The 16,607-nt window shown below is 70.0% G+C and carries 16 protein-coding genes and 1 pseudogene; 5 read left to right on the top strand and 12 right to left on the bottom strand.

Annotation, left to right across the window (positions count from 1 at the left end; all coding sequences use genetic code 11):
* Positions 1-44: 44 nt before the first annotated feature.
* A complete protein-coding gene (locus tag ABC270_RS06010; RefSeq protein WP_412879953.1) occupies positions 45-644 on the bottom strand; it encodes a helix-turn-helix domain-containing protein in 600 nt (199 codons plus the stop codon).
* Positions 645-880: 236 nt separating this feature from the next.
* On the opposite strand from ABC270_RS06010, the pseudogene ABC270_RS06005 reads away from it, so the two are divergent.
* Both ABC270_RS06005 and ABC270_RS06000 read left to right on the top strand, forming a co-directional pair.
* A pseudogene (locus ABC270_RS06005) lies at positions 881-2,042 on the top strand (IS3 family transposase).
* Between the two features lie 98 nt (positions 2,043-2,140).
* A complete protein-coding gene (locus ABC270_RS06000; RefSeq protein WP_412879952.1) occupies positions 2,141-2,275 on the top strand; it encodes a hypothetical protein in 135 nt (44 codons plus the stop codon).
* 112 nt (positions 2,276-2,387) lie between these two features.
* Here ABC270_RS06000 and ABC270_RS05995 read toward each other — a convergent pair whose 3' ends face one another.
* The 3 genes from ABC270_RS05995 to ABC270_RS05985 form a co-directional block, all read right to left on the bottom strand.
* The gene (locus tag ABC270_RS05995) at positions 2,388-2,960 is read right to left on the bottom strand and encodes a hypothetical protein (protein ID WP_412879951.1); all 573 of its coding nucleotides are present in this window, start codon (positions 2,958-2,960) and stop codon (positions 2,388-2,390) included.
* A gap of 309 nt (positions 2,961-3,269) precedes the next feature.
* Positions 3,270-4,343, bottom strand: coding sequence for a redox-regulated ATPase YchF (gene ychF, locus ABC270_RS05990; RefSeq protein WP_412879950.1), 1,074 nt, complete (start codon positions 4,341-4,343; stop codon positions 3,270-3,272).
* Positions 4,344-4,579: 236 nt separating this feature from the next.
* A complete protein-coding gene (locus ABC270_RS05985) occupies positions 4,580-5,815 on the bottom strand; it encodes a multidrug effflux MFS transporter (protein WP_412879949.1) in 1,236 nt (411 codons plus the stop codon).
* Between the two features lie 46 nt (positions 5,816-5,861).
* Between ABC270_RS05985 and ABC270_RS05980 the strand changes: the two genes are divergently transcribed.
* The 3 genes from ABC270_RS05980 to ABC270_RS05970 all read left to right on the top strand — a co-directional run bounded on the left by ABC270_RS05980 (position 5,862) and on the right by ABC270_RS05970 (position 7,943).
* A complete protein-coding gene (locus ABC270_RS05980) occupies positions 5,862-6,302 on the top strand; it encodes a MarR family winged helix-turn-helix transcriptional regulator (protein ID WP_412879948.1) in 441 nt (146 codons plus the stop codon).
* A gap of 126 nt (positions 6,303-6,428) precedes the next feature.
* Complete coding sequence (locus tag ABC270_RS05975) at positions 6,429-7,067, top strand: exonuclease domain-containing protein (protein WP_412879947.1); 639 nt, start codon at positions 6,429-6,431, stop codon at positions 7,065-7,067.
* A gap of 117 nt (positions 7,068-7,184) precedes the next feature.
* The gene (locus ABC270_RS05970; RefSeq protein WP_412879946.1) at positions 7,185-7,943 is read left to right on the top strand and encodes a GntR family transcriptional regulator; all 759 of its coding nucleotides are present in this window, start codon (positions 7,185-7,187) and stop codon (positions 7,941-7,943) included.
* A 45-nt stretch (positions 7,944-7,988) separates the two neighbouring features.
* Here ABC270_RS05970 and ABC270_RS05965 read toward each other — a convergent pair whose 3' ends face one another.
* From ABC270_RS05965 to iolB, 8 genes are all read right to left on the bottom strand, one after another.
* Positions 7,989-8,396, bottom strand: coding sequence for a tautomerase family protein (locus ABC270_RS05965; RefSeq protein ID WP_412879945.1), 408 nt, complete (start codon positions 8,394-8,396; stop codon positions 7,989-7,991).
* Positions 8,397-8,517: 121 nt separating this feature from the next.
* Positions 8,518-9,723 (bottom strand): Gfo/Idh/MocA family protein, encoded by a 1,206-nt coding sequence (locus ABC270_RS05960; RefSeq protein WP_412879944.1) that lies wholly within the window; start codon positions 9,721-9,723, stop codon positions 8,518-8,520.
* Positions 9,720-10,835, bottom strand: coding sequence for a transaldolase family protein (locus ABC270_RS05955; protein ID WP_412879943.1), 1,116 nt, complete (start codon positions 10,833-10,835; stop codon positions 9,720-9,722). The genes ABC270_RS05960 and ABC270_RS05955 overlap by 4 nt, the downstream gene beginning before the upstream one ends.
* Positions 10,832-11,701 carry a sugar phosphate isomerase/epimerase family protein gene (locus ABC270_RS05950; protein ID WP_412879942.1) on the bottom strand — a complete coding sequence of 290 codons (870 nt, stop codon included), beginning with the start codon at positions 11,699-11,701 and terminating at the stop codon, positions 10,832-10,834. Before ABC270_RS05950 ends, ABC270_RS05955 begins: the two co-directional genes overlap by 4 nt.
* 3 nt (positions 11,702-11,704) lie before the next feature.
* A complete protein-coding gene (locus ABC270_RS05945) occupies positions 11,705-12,784 on the bottom strand; it encodes a Gfo/Idh/MocA family protein (protein ID WP_412879941.1) in 1,080 nt (359 codons plus the stop codon).
* A 40-nt stretch (positions 12,785-12,824) separates the two neighbouring features.
* Entirely contained in the window at positions 12,825-13,751 is a 927-nt protein-coding gene (locus ABC270_RS05940; RefSeq protein WP_412879940.1) for a sugar phosphate isomerase/epimerase family protein, read from the bottom strand.
* A 33-nt stretch (positions 13,752-13,784) separates the two neighbouring features.
* Positions 13,785-15,710 (bottom strand): 3D-(3,5/4)-trihydroxycyclohexane-1,2-dione acylhydrolase (decyclizing), encoded by a 1,926-nt coding sequence (iolD, locus tag ABC270_RS05935; protein ID WP_412879939.1) that lies wholly within the window; start codon positions 15,708-15,710, stop codon positions 13,785-13,787.
* The gene (iolB, locus tag ABC270_RS05930; RefSeq protein WP_412879938.1) at positions 15,707-16,606 is read right to left on the bottom strand and encodes a 5-deoxy-glucuronate isomerase; all 900 of its coding nucleotides are present in this window, start codon (positions 16,604-16,606) and stop codon (positions 15,707-15,709) included. Before iolB ends, iolD begins: the two co-directional genes overlap by 4 nt.
* Between the last annotated feature and the right edge of the window lies 1 nt (position 16,607).

The following is a 16,607-nucleotide window of genomic DNA, read 5'->3' as shown; positions in this document are numbered from 1 at the left end:
CGCCCCGCTCAGCCCGTAGCGGCGCGACGCCGCCGGGGCTCGCCTCAGCGCTCAACGCCCTGCAGCGCCTCGAGCCGGTGCTCGGCGTACGTCAGCGCCAGCTCGGCGTCCCGGACCGCACGCTCACCGTCGTGGATGCGGTCCAGGAGACGCTGCACGGGCACAGCGTCGGCCTCCTGGACCATGAGGACGCCGAGCTCGCGCCGCTCGGCGTACGCGCCCTGCAGCTGCTCCTCGTGATGTGCGCTGGCGATCAGAAGGGACTGGACGCGCTCCAGCGCCCAGGACAGCCGTGACTGGGGGTCGAGGGCTGTCCTGCCCGTCATCCAGGCACGCAGCTCGGACTGGTCGACGTCCCCGGGAACGCCGGTCGCGAGCGGGGCCTCGCCGGGATGCTCGATCGGGATGTGGGCCAGCAGCACGACGGGCGAGATCTCGAGGACGACGGCGACGGCGACGAGGTCGTCGACGGTGATCACGGTCCTGCCCTGCTCGATCCAGCGGAGGTCGTCGGCGCTGATCCGGTGATCCACCTCGGCGAGGGCATCGGAGAGGTCCTCGAGGGTCAGCCCTCGCAGCTGGCGGTAGTGAGAGACAGCGTCAGCGACGGCGCGGGTCGTGTGGGAGAGACGCGGCAGGGTCATCCTGCGAGCCTGAGGACGGGGTCTGACATCAGGACGGCCCGGCGGGCCGCTCGCGCTGCTCGCGCCCGGTCTGGATCTTCGGGGTCCGGCGCTTCGCGCCGGGCTGGTCGTGTGAGGGGCGGGGGGTGAGGATGATCTGGCGAGGGGGGACCAAGCGTCATCGAATGGGGACTGCTGTCGGTTCGGTTGACTCCTGACAGGTAGGGGCATGGGCTCCTGCTGGAAGGATGTGCGCCATGGTGAAGGCGTATCCGGAAGAGTTCCGCCGTGACGTGATCGCGGTCGCCCGCAAGGGCGAGACGTCGGTGCGGCAGGTCGCGAAGGACTTCGGGATCTCAGAGACCTGTCTGGCGCGGTGGCTCCGGCTGGCGGACCGCGACGACGGCAACGGATCGGCAGCGTCTGCGTCGGCGAAGGCGGTCGAGCAGGCCGAGCTGCGAGAAGCGCAGAAGCGGATTCGGCTGCTCGAGCAGGAGAACGATATCCTCCGCCGGGCAGCGGCGTACTTCGCCCAGTCGCAACTCCCAAAATGATCTACCCGCTGGTCCTCGAACTCGCCGCAGATCGGATTCCCGTCGCGGTGGCCTGCCGGGTGCTGGGGTTCTCGAAGCAGGCGTCCTATCGATGGCGCGCGAGCGCGGTGACCGAGCGTGATTGGGCGGATGCGCACCTGACCAACGCGGCCGTCGACGCGCACCGTGACGACCCGACGTTTGGGTACCGGTTCATTGCCGACGACCTCGCCGCAGCCGGCCACCGGGTCTCGGAGCGACGCGTGTGGCGGTTGTGCTCGCAGCAGCGGCTCTGGTCGCTGCTGCGAAGAAGCGCGGCCTGCACCGCAAGGCCGGACCACCGGTGCATGACGACCGGGTCCGGAGGGCGTTCACGGCGTCGGACCTGGACCGACTGTGGCTGACGGACATCACCGAGCACCCGACCGGCGAGGGCAAGCTCTACCTCTGCGCGGTGAAAGACGCCTGCTCGCGGCGGATTATGGGGTACTCGATCGGTGACCGGATGCAGTCCTCCCTCGCCGTCGCGGCTCTGCAGATGGCGGTGCAGCGACGGAGCCCGGCCGGGACAGTCGTGCACTCGGACCGCGGCAGCCAGTTCCGTTCCAAGCGCTTCGTCCGGGCAATCCAGGACGCCGGGCTGCTCGGATCGATGGGGCGGGTCGGGGCATGCGCGGACAACGCGGCGATGGAATCGTTCTTCGCCTTGCTGCAGAAGAACGTCCTCAACCGAAAACGATGGGCGACCCGGGACGAGCTCCGACTCGCGATCATCACCTGGATCGAGGCGACCTACCACCGGAAGCGACGCCAGCGCGGTCTGGGGAAGTTGACCCCGATCGAGTACGAGACGATCATCAACCCACAGGTCGCACTCGCGGCCTAAACGAACGAGTCAACCGAACCTGCAGCAGTCCCGAGAGCTTCGACCGTTCGAGCGTCACCCGTACCTTCGCCCGGCTCAAGCACGAGGTCGGCGGCCTGGTGGACGACGCCGGTCGCACCCGGCCGTTCTACGCCGCATCGAAGGAGGAGGCGATCGCCAAGCGTGACGCCGCCCTCAAGGTGCTGGACGAGCTGGCGCAGCGCATCGACGCGCTAAAGAAGGAAGGCAACTAGCCTGCCCCACGAGACGCAACGCCCCCGGAACCCGATTCGGGGGCGTTGCTCGTAGAACGCAAGAAGCCCCCGGTCCTGATTCCCGGGGGCTTCTTACTGTGTGCTGTAGTGGCTACTTCTGGTTGGCCTTGGCGACCTTGTTCCACTCGGTCTTGACCGCCGCCGCCTTGCGGGGGCTGGCGGTCGTTGCCGCGCGTTCCTCGACCAGCTTCGAGTAGACCGTCACGAAGGCGTCATCGAGCTGCGTGCCATCCTCGTCCCGGACGAGCTTGTGCATCGCCATGACCTGAGCCGTGTTGAGGCCGTAGATGTAGAGGAAGCTCTCCAGCGCATCCTTGTCCTTGACCTTCTCGGACAGGTGCTTGACGATGCCTCGCGCCGCGGTGAGCTTGTCGGCCTTCATCTTCGCCTCGGCGTTGCCATAGAGGTTCGCCAACGCGACGACCTCCGGCTCCCCGCCGTGGTTCGCGATGTCCTCCTCGGTCGCTTCCTTGACCGTGAGACCCCAGAGAGCGGGACCGGCCGACATGACCGTGCTGTGGAAGGTCTCGATGTCCGCCTGGGAGGCGTAGCGCTTCCGGTACGGCTCCAGGCTGGCGACGAGCCGCGGCGCCTTCGTCTTCTTCGTGGTCCTGTCGAACTCCTCGACGATGAACTTCTGGTTCTCGATGGCGATGGTCTGCATACTGCTCCCCCTGATGGTGATCGGCTGTGAGCTTTCACACTTTCGGGACGCAGCACAATCCCGAGAGACCCTCAGTCGGGGGTCGCTACGACCGCAGGAGACGATCTGAGCGCCACTCGCGCAGGAGGCGAACAATCACGCGACCGGCAGATGACGACGCCTCAGACGGGCAGTTAGAGACTCGCAATCGGGGGGGGTGTGCGACATCACGACTCCGGAGGAGGAATAACACAGCAGTGACACAAACCGACCCGTAGCACACCGAATCTGTGTTAGACGACCCATCTAGATGGTTGATTTTGCGCGCATCTAGTTATTGAAGCGGAACTCCACCACGTCGCCGTCCTGCATGACGTAGTCCTTGCCCTCGATCCGGGCCTTGCCGTGCGCCCGTGCCTCGGCGATCGAGCCGGCCTCCATGAGGTCCTCGAACGAGATGACCTCGGCCTTGATGAAGCCCTTCTCGAAGTCGGTGTGGATGACCCCGGCAGCCTGGGGCGCCTTCCAGCCCTTGCCGATCGTCCACGCCCGCGACTCCTTGGGGCCAGCGGTCAGGTAGGTCTGCAGCCCGAGGGTGTCGAACCCGATGCGTGCGAGCTGGTCGAGCCCGGACTCGGTCTGGCCGGTCGACTCGAGGAGCTCCGCCGCGTCCGAGGGATCGAGGTCGATGAGCTCCGACTCGATCTTCGCGTCGAGGAACACCGCCTGCGCGGGGGCGACGAGGGCGGCGAGCTCGGCCTTGCGGGCCTCGTCGGTGAGCACGGCCTCGTCGACGTTGAACACGAAGATGAACGGCTTCGCGGAGAGCAGCCCGAGCTCGGCGATCGGCGCGAGGTCGATCGAGGTCGCGGACAGCAGGGTGCCCTGCTCGAGCGCGGCGCGGGCCTCACGAGCGGTGTCGAGCACGATCGGCTCGGCCTGCTTCAGCTTGACCATCTTCTCGTAGCGCGGGAGCGCCTTGTCGATGGTCTCCATGTCCGCGAGGATCAACTCGGTGTTGATGACCTCGAGGTCGTCCTTCGGGGACACCTTGTTCGCCACGTGCACGACGTCGTCGTCGGCGAAGCCGCGGACGACCTGCGCGATGGCGTCGGCCTCACGGATGTTCGCGAGGAACTTGTTGCCGAGCCCCTTGCCCTCGCTGGCGCCCTTGACGATGCCGGCGATGTCGACGAACGACACGGGCGCGGGCACGGTCTTCTCGGAGTGGAAGAGCTCGGCGAGCTGGTCGAGCCGCGGGTCGGGCAGGTTCACCACACCGACGTTCGGTTCGATCGTCGCGAACGGGTAGTTCGCGGCGAGGACCTGGTTCTTGGTCAGGGCGTTGAACAGGGTCGACTTGCCGACGTTCGGGAGACCGACGATTCCGATGGTGAGAGCCACGGGAGGACACCCTACCGGCGGCTGCTCGCCGGAGCCGACCCAGGGCCCACGCCGCCGGTTCCGGACCGACGCGCCAGCGGCGGGTCGGCCGTGCCGGTGGGGAGCCTCCAGTCCGGATCGTCGGGTGGCCATCCGCGTCACGGAACCCGGCCTGGAGGCGCGCCACGCGCCCGACGTTCGGGTCACTGGCCAGGGGCGGCGGGGCCGGCCATCGCGACGGCCCGGCGCCGCGCCGCTCAGGCCCTGGTGCTCCGGCCGACGAGCAGGGCGACCAGGGCGATCACGGCGGCCACCAGCATCACGACCGCGAGCGGGGCCGCCGTCGTCGACCCGCCGATGCTGACCAACGGGGACACGAGCGCCGCGAGTCCGAACTGCAGCGCACCGAGGACGGCCGACGCGCTGCCCGCGGCGGCGGGCACGGCACCGAGCGCCAGCGCTGTGGCGTTCCCGAGCACCAGGCCGAGCGAACCGACCGCGGTGAAGAGCGGGACGGCGAGCCACACCGCCGGTGCAGCGACCACCACGAGGACCGCGAAGACGATGGTCGACGCCAGCACGAGCCCGATCCCGAGGCCGAGGACGCCCGCGACCGATCGTGTCGCGGTGAGCTTCGCGGACAGGATGCTGACGCCCATCAGCGCGAGGGCGTTGAGCCCGAAGGCGAGGCCGTAGCCGACGGTGCCGAAGCCGATCATGTCCTGGTAGAGGAACGGCGACGCGGAGATGTACGCCATCATCACGGCGAACGCGAAGCCGAAGACGGCGGTGTTGGCGAGGAAGGCACGCGAGCGCAGCGCCCGCAGGCCCGGACCGGACCCCTGGCGTTCCGCTCGGAGTGCGTCGCGACGTTCACGGACGTGGGTCTCGCGGACGACGGCGAGCACGGCGATGAGCATGACGACCGAGAGCCCGAGGACGATCGCGAGCAGGCCACGCCAGCCGATCGGTCCGGTGAGGAGACCGCCGAGCAGCGGGGCCACGACGGGAGCCACGCCGCCGACGATCATCATGAGCGAGAACGCGCGAGCTGCGGCCTTCCCGGCGGCGAGGTCGGAGATCACGGCGCGACTGATCACCATGCCGGCCGCACCGCCGAGGCCTTGCAGCAGGCGGGCGACGATGAGGATTCCGATGGTCGGCGCGAACACCGCGGCGACGCTCGCGAGCACGCACAGGGCGGCACCGGCGACGAGCGGGGGGACGCGGCCGAACCGGTCGGAGAGCGGGCCGAAGACGAGCTGCCCGGCGGTGACGCCGACGAGGAACGCGGTGAGGGTGAGCTGCACGGCCGTGGCACTCGCCCCGAGGTCGGTGGTCATGCGCGGGAACGCCGGCAGGTAGAGGTCGGTGGCGAACGGGGCGACGGCACTGAGCAGGCCGAGGACGAGCAGGAGCGCGGCGGTGATGCCCTGCTGCGTGGTCGAGGGTGACGCGGTGTGCGTGCGGATGGTTCCGGTGTCGGTGGTCATTGTTATGAAAGCATAACTGACTCTGATGGATCGGTACAGTACGACCATGCGCTCCCCGGTGTCCGACGCCCAGCTCGCCGAGCTCGCCGACGTCGTGCTCCGGATCTCGCGGGAGATCGACCCCCACGGCGGCGACCCGCTGGACATCGTGCCGCTCACCGGCACCGAGGCGCTCGTCATGCGGTGGGTCGACCGGAATCCGGGCACCTCGCCGAGCGCCACCGCTCTCGCGACAGGGTTGCAGCGCAGCAACCTCAGCGCCGCGCTCCGCTCCCTCGTCGCCAAGGGGATGGTCGAGCGGCGACCGCACCCCTCCGACGCCCGCACGGTGCAGCTGCTCCCCACGGAGCTCGCCGCCGCGAGCATCGGACGGTTGCACGCGCACTGGGTGGCGAAGCTCCGCGCGGCGCTCGGCGGGGACGAGGACGGGACCGCGGAGGCCCTGGCGCTGCTGGAACGGATGGACGAGGGGCTGCGGCGGGGCTGAGCCCCCCCCCCCCCCCCCCGGCGACAGGGCTGCGCGCGGCGGGACGGCGGGCTGGAACTGCGCGCTCGGCCGCAACGCCGAGGTCGCGCGCAGCCGATGTCGGAGCCCCGTGCGACGATCGGGACCGTGCCGTTGAACTTCACCGCGATCGACTTCGAGACCGCGAACAGCTCCCCCGCGAGCGCGTGCTCCGTGGGGCTCGTGAAGATCCGCGCCGGCCGGGTGGTCGAGCGCGCCTCCTGGTTCATCCAGCCGCCGGTCGGGCACGACACGTTCCTCGAGTGGAACACCCGCATCCACGGGATCGTCGCGTCGGACGTCGTCGGCGCCAAGGGGTGGGCGGAGCAGTACGACGACATCGTGGCCTTCGCGGACGGCGACGTGCTGGTCGCGCACAACGCACGGTTCGACATGGGGGTCATCGCCGGCGGGTGTGCCGCCACCGGGACCCCGCTCGCCGAGCACCACTCGCTGTGTTCGCTGCAGGTCGCGCGGAAGACCTACACCCTCGACTCGTACCGACTCCCGATGGCAGCCCGTGCCGCGGGACACGTCGGGTTCGCACACCACGACGCCGCTGCCGATGCCGAGGCCTGCGCCGCGATCGTCGTGCACGCCGCCGAGCTGCACCGCGCCGACACGGTCGAGGCCCTCGGCGCCGCCACCCGGGTGCACGTGTCGCCGGTCCGCCCTCGTGAGGAGAAGCCGCGGGCGGCCGCACCGCAGCCGAAGCTCTCCCGTCGGCCGATGGTGTTCTCGGACTGATCGTCCCGGTCGGGCACTCGACGGGTCGACGTCCCCGGACCCGACGCGACCCGGTGGTATTGTCACGACAATCCCTGGCGGCAGCGGTGCCGCGCTCGATCTCCCCGAAGGACCGCGATGACCAACGAAGGCCAGCTGCCGTCCGACCTGTTCATGGACCTGGACCGGTCGGGTCCGATGCCCCTCTACTTCCAGGTCGCGTCGCGCATCGAGGAGGCCATCCGCTCCGGAGCGATGCCACCAGGAGCCCGGCTCGAGAACGAGATCGCGCTCGGTGAACGGCTCGGGCTCTCGCGGCCGACGATCCGCCGCGCCATCCAGGACCTCGTCGACAAGGGTCTGCTCGTCCGCCGCCGCGGGATCGGCACGCAGGTCGTGCACGGTCCGGTCACCCGCAAGGTCGAGCTGACGAGCCTCTACGACGACCTGGCGCAGGGGTCCCAGGCACCGACGACGAAGCTCCTCGTCCGCGACGACGTGCCCGCCACCGACGCGGTGGCCGAGGCGCTCGGGGTCGAGCCCGGCACGGTGGTCCCGCACATCCGACGGGTCCGGTTCGCGGAGGACGTGCCGATGGCGATCCTCGAGAACTTCCTCCCGCCGGAGTTCTCCGACATCACCGACGAGGACCTCTCTGCGCACGGGCTCTACCAGCTGCTCCGCGGACGCGGGGTGACGATGCGCGTCGCGAAGCAGCGGATCGGCGCCCGCGCGGTCACCGACGACGAGGCGTCACTGCTCGAGATCGAGGACGGCGATCCCGTCCTGACGATGAGCCGGACCGCGTACGACGCATCGGGACGTGCGGTCGAGTACGGGGTGCACTGCTACCGGCCGGACCGCTACTCGTTCGAGGTCACCCTCGTCGACAAGTAGCCGACTGCGGTCGCGGCACCGCGGATCGACCGGCGGTCCACCCCGTCAGTCCGCGGACGGGACGCCGAGCTCACCCGTGACGTACTGCGCGCGGCCGAAGCCGAACGACCAGTCCTGCGGACCGTTCTCGACGTAGCCGATGAAGACGTCCTCGCTCGCGACGCCGACCTCGACGAGGCGGTCGTGGACCGCGGCGTACAGCGACTGCTTCGCCTCGTCGGTGCGCCCGCCCTGGGTGAACACCTGGATCATGACGACGCCCTCGGTGCGGTCGAACCCGAGGCCGGCATCCTCGGCGATGATCTGCTGCGCCGGGTGCTCGGTGATGATCTGGAAGCGGTCGCGCTCCGGGATGCCGTACTCGTCCACGATCGCGGTGTGGATCGCGTCGGCGATCGATCGGACCTGCTCCGGGCTGCGACCGGTGACGAGGTCGATACGGACGAGTGGCATGCTGCCTCCTGGGATCGGATCTTTGTAAGGACAATACAACAATACAGACCCAGTGGCCGAGGATCGGACCGGAGGCTCGGTGCAAGCCTGCACCGAGCCTCCAGTCCGATCCGGGGCGCGTCTACAGCACCGGGGTCGCCGCAGGGTACGTCAGCGCTCCGTCCACGCGCGCGACGTCGTGCCACGCGCCGTCGCGGAACGACGCCTCCGCCGCTTCGACGATGCTCGCGGCCGCCAGGCCGTCCGCGACCGAGGGCGCGAGCTGCTCACCGCGGAGCACGCTCGCGACGAACTGCGCGGCCTCGATCGTCTTGAGGTCGTCGTAGCCCATCGCCGTGCCCGCTCCCGGCTGGAACCGCGCGAACTCCCCGTCACCCGACGCGACGAAGTGGGTGGCGTAGCCGTCGACCTCCTGCCCGTCGAGGAAGACCTCGAGTTCGTTCAGACGCTGGAAGTCCCAGCGCACGGAGCCGTGCGTCCCGTAGACCTCGAGGGCGTACTCGGCGTGCGGCCCGCGCATCACCCGGCTCGAGTCCATCGTGCCGACCGCGCCGTCCTCGAAGCGGAGCAGCAGCGCGGCGTAGTCCTCGTTCTCCACCGGGCCGTGCTCGCCGCTGGCGGCGGCCGAGCGGTCGACGATCCCCTGCCCCGGGCGAGGCCGCGTCTCGATGAACGTCTCCGCGAGTGCGGTCACGCTCGCGATCCTGCCCACGACGTACTGCGCGAGGTCGAGCCCGTGCGAGAGCAGGTCACCGAGGACCCCGGACCCCGCCCGTTCGCGTTCGAACCGCCAGGTCAGCGGGGCGTCCGGGTCGGACGAGTAGTCCGCGAGGAGCGACCCGCGGACGTTCGTGATCCTGCCGAGGCGCCCGCTGCGGACGAGCTCACGCGCGCGCTGGATCGCCGGAGCGTGTCGGTAGTTGAAGCCGACGCTCGTGACGAGCCCTGCCGACCGGACGGCGTCGTGGATCGAGCGGGAGTCGCTCGCGTACCGCCCCATCGGCTTCTCGATCCAGAACGGCTTGCCGGCCCGGGCCGCGGCGACGGCGACCTCGCGGTGCAGGAAGTTCGGCGCGCAGATCGACACGACGTCCACCTCGGGATCGTCGAGCACCTGGTGGAAGTCCGCGACGGCGCGTTCGTACCCGAGTCGAGTGGTGGCCTGCTCGCGTGCGGCCTCGATCGGGTCGGCCGCGACGACGAGCCGCGGGTGTACGCCGAGCTCCGGGAAGTGGTCCGGCAGGGCACGGTACGCCCGCGAGTGCAGTCGGCCCATCCAGCCGACCGAGACGAGCCCGACGCCGAGCCGGTTCGTGGCGGTGCTCACGCGGCCGGGACGATGATGTCGCGGACGAGGGCGTCGAGCTTCGCGTCGGCGTCGAGGAACTGCCGGAGCGTCGTCACGGTCGCGCCGAAGCGGTCGAACTCGTCGATGGTCATGCCGTCCACGTCGTAGCCGCGGGCGAACTCGGGCGTCGCCTTTCGCAGTGCCGCGATGACCTCGGCCGGCACCTCGTCGTCGATGGCGTCCGGACGCCAGGGGAACGCGTTGTCGTTGATGTCCTTCGACCACTGGAACGGCGGCGACACGACCAGGTCCCCACCCTGGAACTCCGACCACTGCAGCGGGTTCCGGAACGCCGCGACGAGCACCCGTGAGCGGAAACGGCGCTCCTGGAACACCCGGTAGGCGTTCTTCACCGCAGCCACCCCGGCCCACTCGAGGATCCCCGGGTCCACCATCACGTGGTCGCGCTTGACGACGGTCTTCAGCCAGTCGTCGAACCGCCCGGCCATGAGGGTGACGACGTGACCGAACTCCTGTTCCGGCAACCCGTCGGCGGCCCGACGGTCGAGCGCACGCTCGATCGCCTCACCGACGGCGACCACCTGCGGCACGGTGAACGACACCGTCGCGTTGATCGACACACCGCGGTACGCGGCCTCCTCGATCGCGGCGATGCCGACCTTCGTCGCAGGGATCTTCACGATGATGTTCGGCGCGAGCCCGGAGAACCGGACGGCCTGGTCGACGAGCGCGTCCCGGTCACGGTGCAGGCGCGGGTCGGTCTGCATGCTGAGCCGACCGTTGCGCCCGCCGGACGCCTCGAACGCGGGCAGCAGCTGCTCGGCAGCGGCGATCGAGAGCTCCTCGACCGCTTTCCACCCGATCCAGGACTCCCAAGCGGTCGGGTGCTCGGCAGCGATCTCACGGATGCGGGGCACCCACCGCTCCGGGTCCTGCTGGATGCAGGTGAACGCGATCACCGGGTTGCACGTCGCGCCGACGGCGCCGAACTCGTGGATCGCAGTGGAGAGCTCGCGCGGATCGGCGGAGTCGTTCCACAGCGCGGTCGGGGTCTGGCTCGCCGCCTGCAGGGTCACCGGACGGGTGTCCGTGCCGGGCCGGTCGGTCGTCGTGTCGAGCGTGGTGGTCATCGGGTGAGTCCCTTCGTGATCGCGTCGAGCTGGAACCGCGAGACCTCGTCGGCGTTCTCGTCCTCGGCGAAGACACTCGAGACCGCGATCGTGTCCGCCCGAGCGGAGAAACCGACGCGGTCGAGCGCCGACCAGAACGCGGCGAAGTCGACGTCTGCCTGCCCGACCGGCAGGTGCTGGTGCACGCGCGTCGTGTTGCCGGGTGGGTTCGAGATGTACCGGAGACCGTGCGACCGCCTGTGGTCGTACGCGTCCGCGACGTGGACGAGCTGCAGTGAGTCGCCCGCGGCGTCGATGATCTCGTCCATGTTGCCGCCGTAGTGGAACGTGTGGCACGCGACGTAGACGAAGCCGACGGACTTCGAGTTCAGCCCACGGATCACCCGGAGCGCCTCGAGGCCGTCCTCGACGAAGTCGTCCGGGTGCGGGTCGATGAGCACCCGGATGTCCGATGCCTCGATGATCGGCAGGAGCTCCTCCATCGCCCAGTAGAACTGGTCCTCGGATTCCTCGGCCCGCTCCGGGCGGCCGGAGAACTCCGTGTTTATGGTGTCCACGCCGAGGCGCTTCGTGATCTCGATGACGCGCTTCCACTTCTTGACCGCGGCCTCCCGGGTCTCCCGGTCGGGACCCGACCAGCGCAGCACCGGCAGCACGCTGGCGATCTCGACGTCGGCGTCACGGCTCGCCGCCGCGAACGCGTCGACGAGGTCGTCGTCCGCCTTGGGGTGCGTGTAGAAGGGGATGAAGTCCCGGTGCGGGGTGAGCTGGAGGTACTCGTAGCCGAGGTCGGCCACCTTCCGCGGGAACTCGAGCAGTGACAGGTCGTGGTGGAACGGCGTCGGGTCGAGGGCGATCTTCGGCATGCGTCAGGCTCCGGCGAGCGCGTCGACGACGCCGTCGGCAGTCTCTGTCTCTGTCTCTGTCTCGTAGAACGTGGGCTTCGCGGTGGCGTAGGTGACCTGCTCGAGCGCACCCGACTGCTGGGCACGGACCGCGACCTCGGCGACGACGGAGGCCGTGTAGCCGTCCCAAGCGCTCGGTCCGTCGATCCCGCCGGTGCGCGCGGCGTCGACCCAGCGCTGGACCTCCTCGTCGTACGCCGCGCCGAACCGCTCGACGAACGACGGCGTGACGCCCTGCCCGGAGACGCCGGCGGACACGACGTTCATCGCGGTCTCCCTGCCGATGTACGCGACGCCCGACTCGAACACGGCGTCGGTCGTGACCTGGTACCCGAACTGTGCGTTGACGTTGATCTCGACGATCGCCATGGTGCCCGACTCGGTGGTGAACAGCACGAACTGCGGCTCGGGCAGGTCCGCCGGCGCCAACGAGTTCTTCCGCGGCTTCTTCACCTCGACGGACATGATCGGCTCGCCGGTGAGGAACGGGATGATGTCGATCTCGTGGATCACGGAGTCGTGGATGAGCATCGACTCGCTGAAGTTCGGCGGCGTCGTCGGGTTGCGGTGTGCGTGGTGCAGGGCGAGCAGCGCGCCGTTCGCCCCGGACTCGCGGAGGGCCTTGAGCTCCTGGTAGCCCTTGTCGAACCGGCGCATGAACCCGACCTGGATCCGCGGCCGGTCGGACCGTGCCTGCTCGAGCTCGACGATGCGCAGGGAGTCCTCGGCGCTCGTCGTCAGGGGCTTCTCGCACAGCACGGCGAGCCCGCGCTCGATCGCGGGCACGAGGACCGGCTCGTGCAGGAAGCCCGGCGTCGCGACGATGACGGCGTCGATCGGCGTGGCGTCGAGGGCGTCCTCGAACGACGCCGCGGTGATCGCGCCGGGAGCCTTCTCGGCCGCGGCCGTGGCGCGCGCCGTGTCCGGGTCGACGATGGCGACGACGTCCGCGCCGGCGATGGTGGACGTGATGCGACGCACGTGGTCGCTGCCCATCGCGCCGGCACCGACGACGGCGACGCGGAGGTTCTCGGTGGTGCTCATGGGGTTCTCCTGCTCGGACGAGTGGTGGTGGACGGCGCTGCTACGAGACCCGGGCGGCCGAGGTCGACCCGAAGATGTGCTGGAACGTGCGCTCGGCGATCGGACCGGGGGCGTCGACGGAGCAGCCGTACATGTCCTGCTCGACGATCCCGAAGACGTCCGGGTTGATCTTCGCGACGGCCTCGATGATCGGGGCCAGCTCCGGGGTGCCGTGCGGTGGCTCGGTCATGATCCCCTGCGCGACCGCGGTGGCGAACGGCACGTCGTTCTTGAGGACGTCGAACAGCAGCTCGGTGTCGACCTGCTTGAGGTGCAGGTAGCCGATGCGCTCCGGGTGCTCGGCGATCATGCGGAGGTTGTCGCCGCCGTAGTAGGCGAAGTGTCCCGTGTCGAGGCAGAGGTTCGTGTACTGCGGGTCGGTGACCTCGAGGAACCGGACGGTCTCGCGGTAGGTGCCGACGTGGCTGTCCGCGTGGGTGTGGAACTGCTGGTGGACGCCGTACTCCTCGAGCAGTGCCTTGCCGAGCTGGTCGTGCCCCTTCCCGAGGCGCTCCCACTGCTCGTCGGTCAGGGTCCGCGACTCGAGGACCTCGTTCGTGGCGTCCGACCGCCAGAGGTCGGGGATGGTGACGAGGTGTTCGGCACCGAGCTTCGATGCGAGTCCCGCGACCGCCACCGCCTGGTCCCAGGCGCGCTGGAACTGGTCGTCACCCTTGTGGAACCCGGTGAACACGGTGCCGGCCGAGAGCTTGAGCCCCCGGGACTCGAGCTCGTCGGACAGCTGCGACGGATCGGTCGGCAGGTACCCGTAGGGACCGAGCTCGATCCACTCGTACCCGGCTGCGGCCGCCTCGTCGAGGAAGCGCTGCCACGGCACCTGCTTCGGGTCGTCCGGGAACCAGACGCCCCAGGAGTCCGGGGCGGTGCCGATGCGGATGGCGTCGGTGGCGGTGGCGGTGTCGGTCATGACGTCGTCGTCCTTCGTGGGGTGGAGGGTGGTTCAGCCGAGGAGGGGCCGTTGGGCGGCGACCTGCTGCTCGTACTCGGTGCGGGCCTGCCGGGTGCTCGGCAGGGTCGAGGTCTGGGCGACCGGGACGTCCCACCAGCCGTCGCCCTCGGGGGCGTAGACGAGCGGGTCGGAGTGCACGTGCACGAGCGTGGTGTGGTCGTTCGCCTTCGCCTGACGTACCGCTGCCGTCAGGTCGGCGACGGCGTTCGGCCCCGGCTGGACCTCGATCACGTCGACCCCGTAGGAGCGGGCGTTCGCGGCGAGGTCCACGGGCAGCACCGCGTCGTTCTCGAACGAGCCGGTCTCGTCGAGGTAGCGGTACTTCGTGCCGTACCGCTCGGAGCCGACCGTCTCGGACAGGTGGCCGATCGACGCGTACCCGTTGTTCTGGATGAGGACGACGACGATCTTGATGCCCTCGGCGACGGCCGTCACGAGCTCGGTGTGGAGCATGAGGTAGGAGCCGTCCCCGACCATGACGATCGCGTCGCGGTCCGGGGCGCCGCGGCGGACCCCGATGCCGCCGGCGATCTCGTAGCCCATGCACGAGAAGGCGTACTCGACGTGGTACCCGAGGGCGTCCCGCACGCGCCAGAGCTTGTGGAGGTCCCCCGGCAGGGAGCCGGCGGCCTGGATGACGACGTCGCGGGGATCGGTCGCGGCCTGCACGGCGCCGATGATCTCCGACTGCCCGGGGAGCGCGAGTCCGGACGGCGCGAAGGCTGCGTCGACCACGGCGTCCCACTCCTGCTTCCGCTGCGCGATCTCGGCGGCGTAGCCGGCGTCGACGGCGTACGACGCGTCGGTCGTGAGCGACTCCGTCATGGCGACCAGTGCCTCCCGGGCGTCGGCGATCAGCGGCAGCTGCGAGCCGTGCTTGTAGGCGTCGAAGCCCGCGACGTTCACGTTGACGAAGGTCACGTCGGGGTTCTGGAAGGCCGTCCGCGACGCCGTCGTGAAGTCGCTGTAGCGGGTGCCGATGCCGATCACGACGTCGGCCTGGGCTGCGATCGCGTTCGCTGCCGCGGTGCCCGTCGCGCCGACCCCACCGAGGTACTGCGGGTGGTCCCAGACGAGCGAGCCGCCGCCGGCCTGCGAGGTGCCGACGGGGATCCCGGTCGCCTCGACGAAGGCGGCGAGCTCCTGCTCGGCTCCGGAGTAGAGCACGCCACCGCCGGCGACGATCACCGGCCGCTTCGCGTTCTGGATGGCCTCGACGGCGCGCGCGAGCGGACCGCGCTCGGGCAGCGGTCGGCGGATGTGCCACTCACGCGGCTGCAGGAACGACACCGGGACGTCGAGCGCCTCGGCCTGCACGTCCTCGGGGAGCGCGATCGTCACGGCGCCGGTCTCGGCCGGGTCGGTGAGGACCCGCATCGCGGCGAGGGCGATCGAGAACAGCTGCTCGGGCCGTTCGACCCGGTCGAAGAAGCGCGACAGCGGCCGGAACGCGTCGGTCACCTGCAGCGAGGTGTCGTGCGGCATCTCGATCTGCTGCAGGACCGGATCGGTCGTCCGTGTCGCGAAGGTGTCGGACGGCAGCAGCAGCGCCGGCAGGCGGTTCGTCGTGGCGAGGGCCGCGGCGGTCAGCATGTTCGCAGCCCCCGGCCCGACCGACGCCGTCGACGCGAAGGTCGCACGACGGCGGTGCATGCGTGCGTACCCGACGGCCTCGTGCACCATGGCCTGTTCGTTGCGCGCCTGGTGGTACGGCAGCAGACCGGGCTGCTCGACGTGGAGCTGCTTGATCGCCTGCCCGAGCCCGGCGACGTTGCCGTGCCCGAAGATGCCGAAGATCCCCGGGACGGTGCGCTCACGGACGTCGCCGTCGACGGTCCACTGGTTCGCCAGGAACTCGACGAGTGCCTGGCCGACGGTCATCCGACGCGTCTCGCCGGGCTGGCGCTGCGTGGTCATCGGACGGTCTCCTTCTCGTAGGGCAGGCGCGGGTCGATCGACTCGGAGGTCCACGCCTGACGGACCCAACCGTGGGCAGGGTCGTCGGTGATGTTCCAGACGCGCTCCGGGTCGGGCCCGGCCATCACGTTGAGGTAGTACATGTCGTAGCCCGGGGCCGCGACGGCCGGACCGTGCCAGCCGTACGGCACGAGGGCGATGTCGCCGGTCCGGACCTGACGGAACTCGTCGATCGCCCGGTCGTCCGAGGCGTACGTCCGGTGCAGGGCGAACGGGTCCGCCGACTCGGGAGCGACGTCCTCGAGTCCGCGGGACACCGCGGCCTCGTAGTAGTAGATCTCCTCGAGGTTCGACTCCTGCCCGGGCACGTGCGAGTCGTGCTTGTGGGGCGGGTACGACGACCAGTTCCCGGCCGGGGTGATGACCTCGCACACGATGAACTTCGCCGCGTCGAGCGCGGCCGGCGTCCCGAAGTTGTGCACCTGCCGGCTCGACTGGCCGGCGCCGCGGAGCTCCACCGGCACCGCGTCGCGAGCGATGTACGTGCTCGGCTCGACCGTCTCGGTCGGCGCCTCGGCCACGGCGACCCGCCCTGCGCCGGTGATCGTCGCGGCGGTCCCGGAGCCGAGGTACAGCACGTCCGTCGGCCCCTCGAAGACGCTGGCACGCCCCTCGAGGACCTGCGTGGTGTCGTCGTACGCCACGGCGAAGCTGCCCGTCAGCGGGACGACCAGGCGTTCCACGGCGTCGGCCGGGAGGCGCAACTCACCCCCGTCGCGGAGTGCGCCGGTCCGGAGACCGGTGTGCGCCCACCCCGGGACCCGCCCGTCCACCACGTCCGTCCAGCCCGCCTCGGGGCGGGAGCCGGCGGGGATGAACCAGTTGTCGTTCGTCATC

Source organism: Curtobacterium phoenicis (assembly GCF_047238015.1).
Taxonomy (GTDB): Bacteria; Actinomycetota; Actinomycetes; order Actinomycetales; family Microbacteriaceae; genus Curtobacterium.
This window is presented reverse-complemented; position numbering and strand designations above follow the sequence as displayed.

Bases quoted from the DNA above. Each gene is read 5' to 3' on its own strand.
- ABC270_RS05970 (WP_412879946.1), top strand. From the start codon at position 7,185: ATGACCAACGAAGGCCAGCTGCCGTCCGACCTGTTCATGGACCTGGAC.
- iolD (WP_412879939.1), bottom strand. From the start codon at position 15,710: ATGACCACGCAGCGCCAGCCCGGCGAGACGCGTCGGATGACCGTCGGC.
- ABC270_RS05965 (WP_412879945.1), bottom strand. From the start codon at position 8,396: ATGCCACTCGTCCGTATCGACCTCGTCACCGGTCGCAGCCCGGAGCAG.
- ABC270_RS05945 (WP_412879941.1), bottom strand. From the start codon at position 12,784: ATGAGCACCACCGAGAACCTCCGCGTCGCCGTCGTCGGTGCCGGCGCG.
- ABC270_RS05950 (WP_412879942.1), bottom strand. From the start codon at position 11,701: ATGCCGAAGATCGCCCTCGACCCGACGCCGTTCCACCACGACCTGTCA.
- ABC270_RS05985 (WP_412879949.1), bottom strand. From the start codon at position 5,815: ATGACCACCGACACCGGAACCATCCGCACGCACACCGCGTCACCCTCG.
- ABC270_RS05995 (WP_412879951.1), bottom strand. From the start codon at position 2,960: ATGCAGACCATCGCCATCGAGAACCAGAAGTTCATCGTCGAGGAGTTC.
- ABC270_RS05955 (WP_412879943.1), bottom strand. From the start codon at position 10,835: ATGACCACCACGCTCGACACGACGACCGACCGGCCCGGCACGGACACC.
- ABC270_RS06010 (WP_412879953.1), bottom strand. From the start codon at position 644: ATGACCCTGCCGCGTCTCTCCCACACGACCCGCGCCGTCGCTGACGCT.
- ABC270_RS05940 (WP_412879940.1), bottom strand. From the start codon at position 13,751: ATGACCGACACCGCCACCGCCACCGACGCCATCCGCATCGGCACCGCC.
- ABC270_RS05980 (WP_412879948.1), top strand. From the start codon at position 5,862: ATGCGCTCCCCGGTGTCCGACGCCCAGCTCGCCGAGCTCGCCGACGTC.
- iolB (WP_412879938.1), bottom strand. From the start codon at position 16,606: ATGACGAACGACAACTGGTTCATCCCCGCCGGCTCCCGCCCCGAGGCG.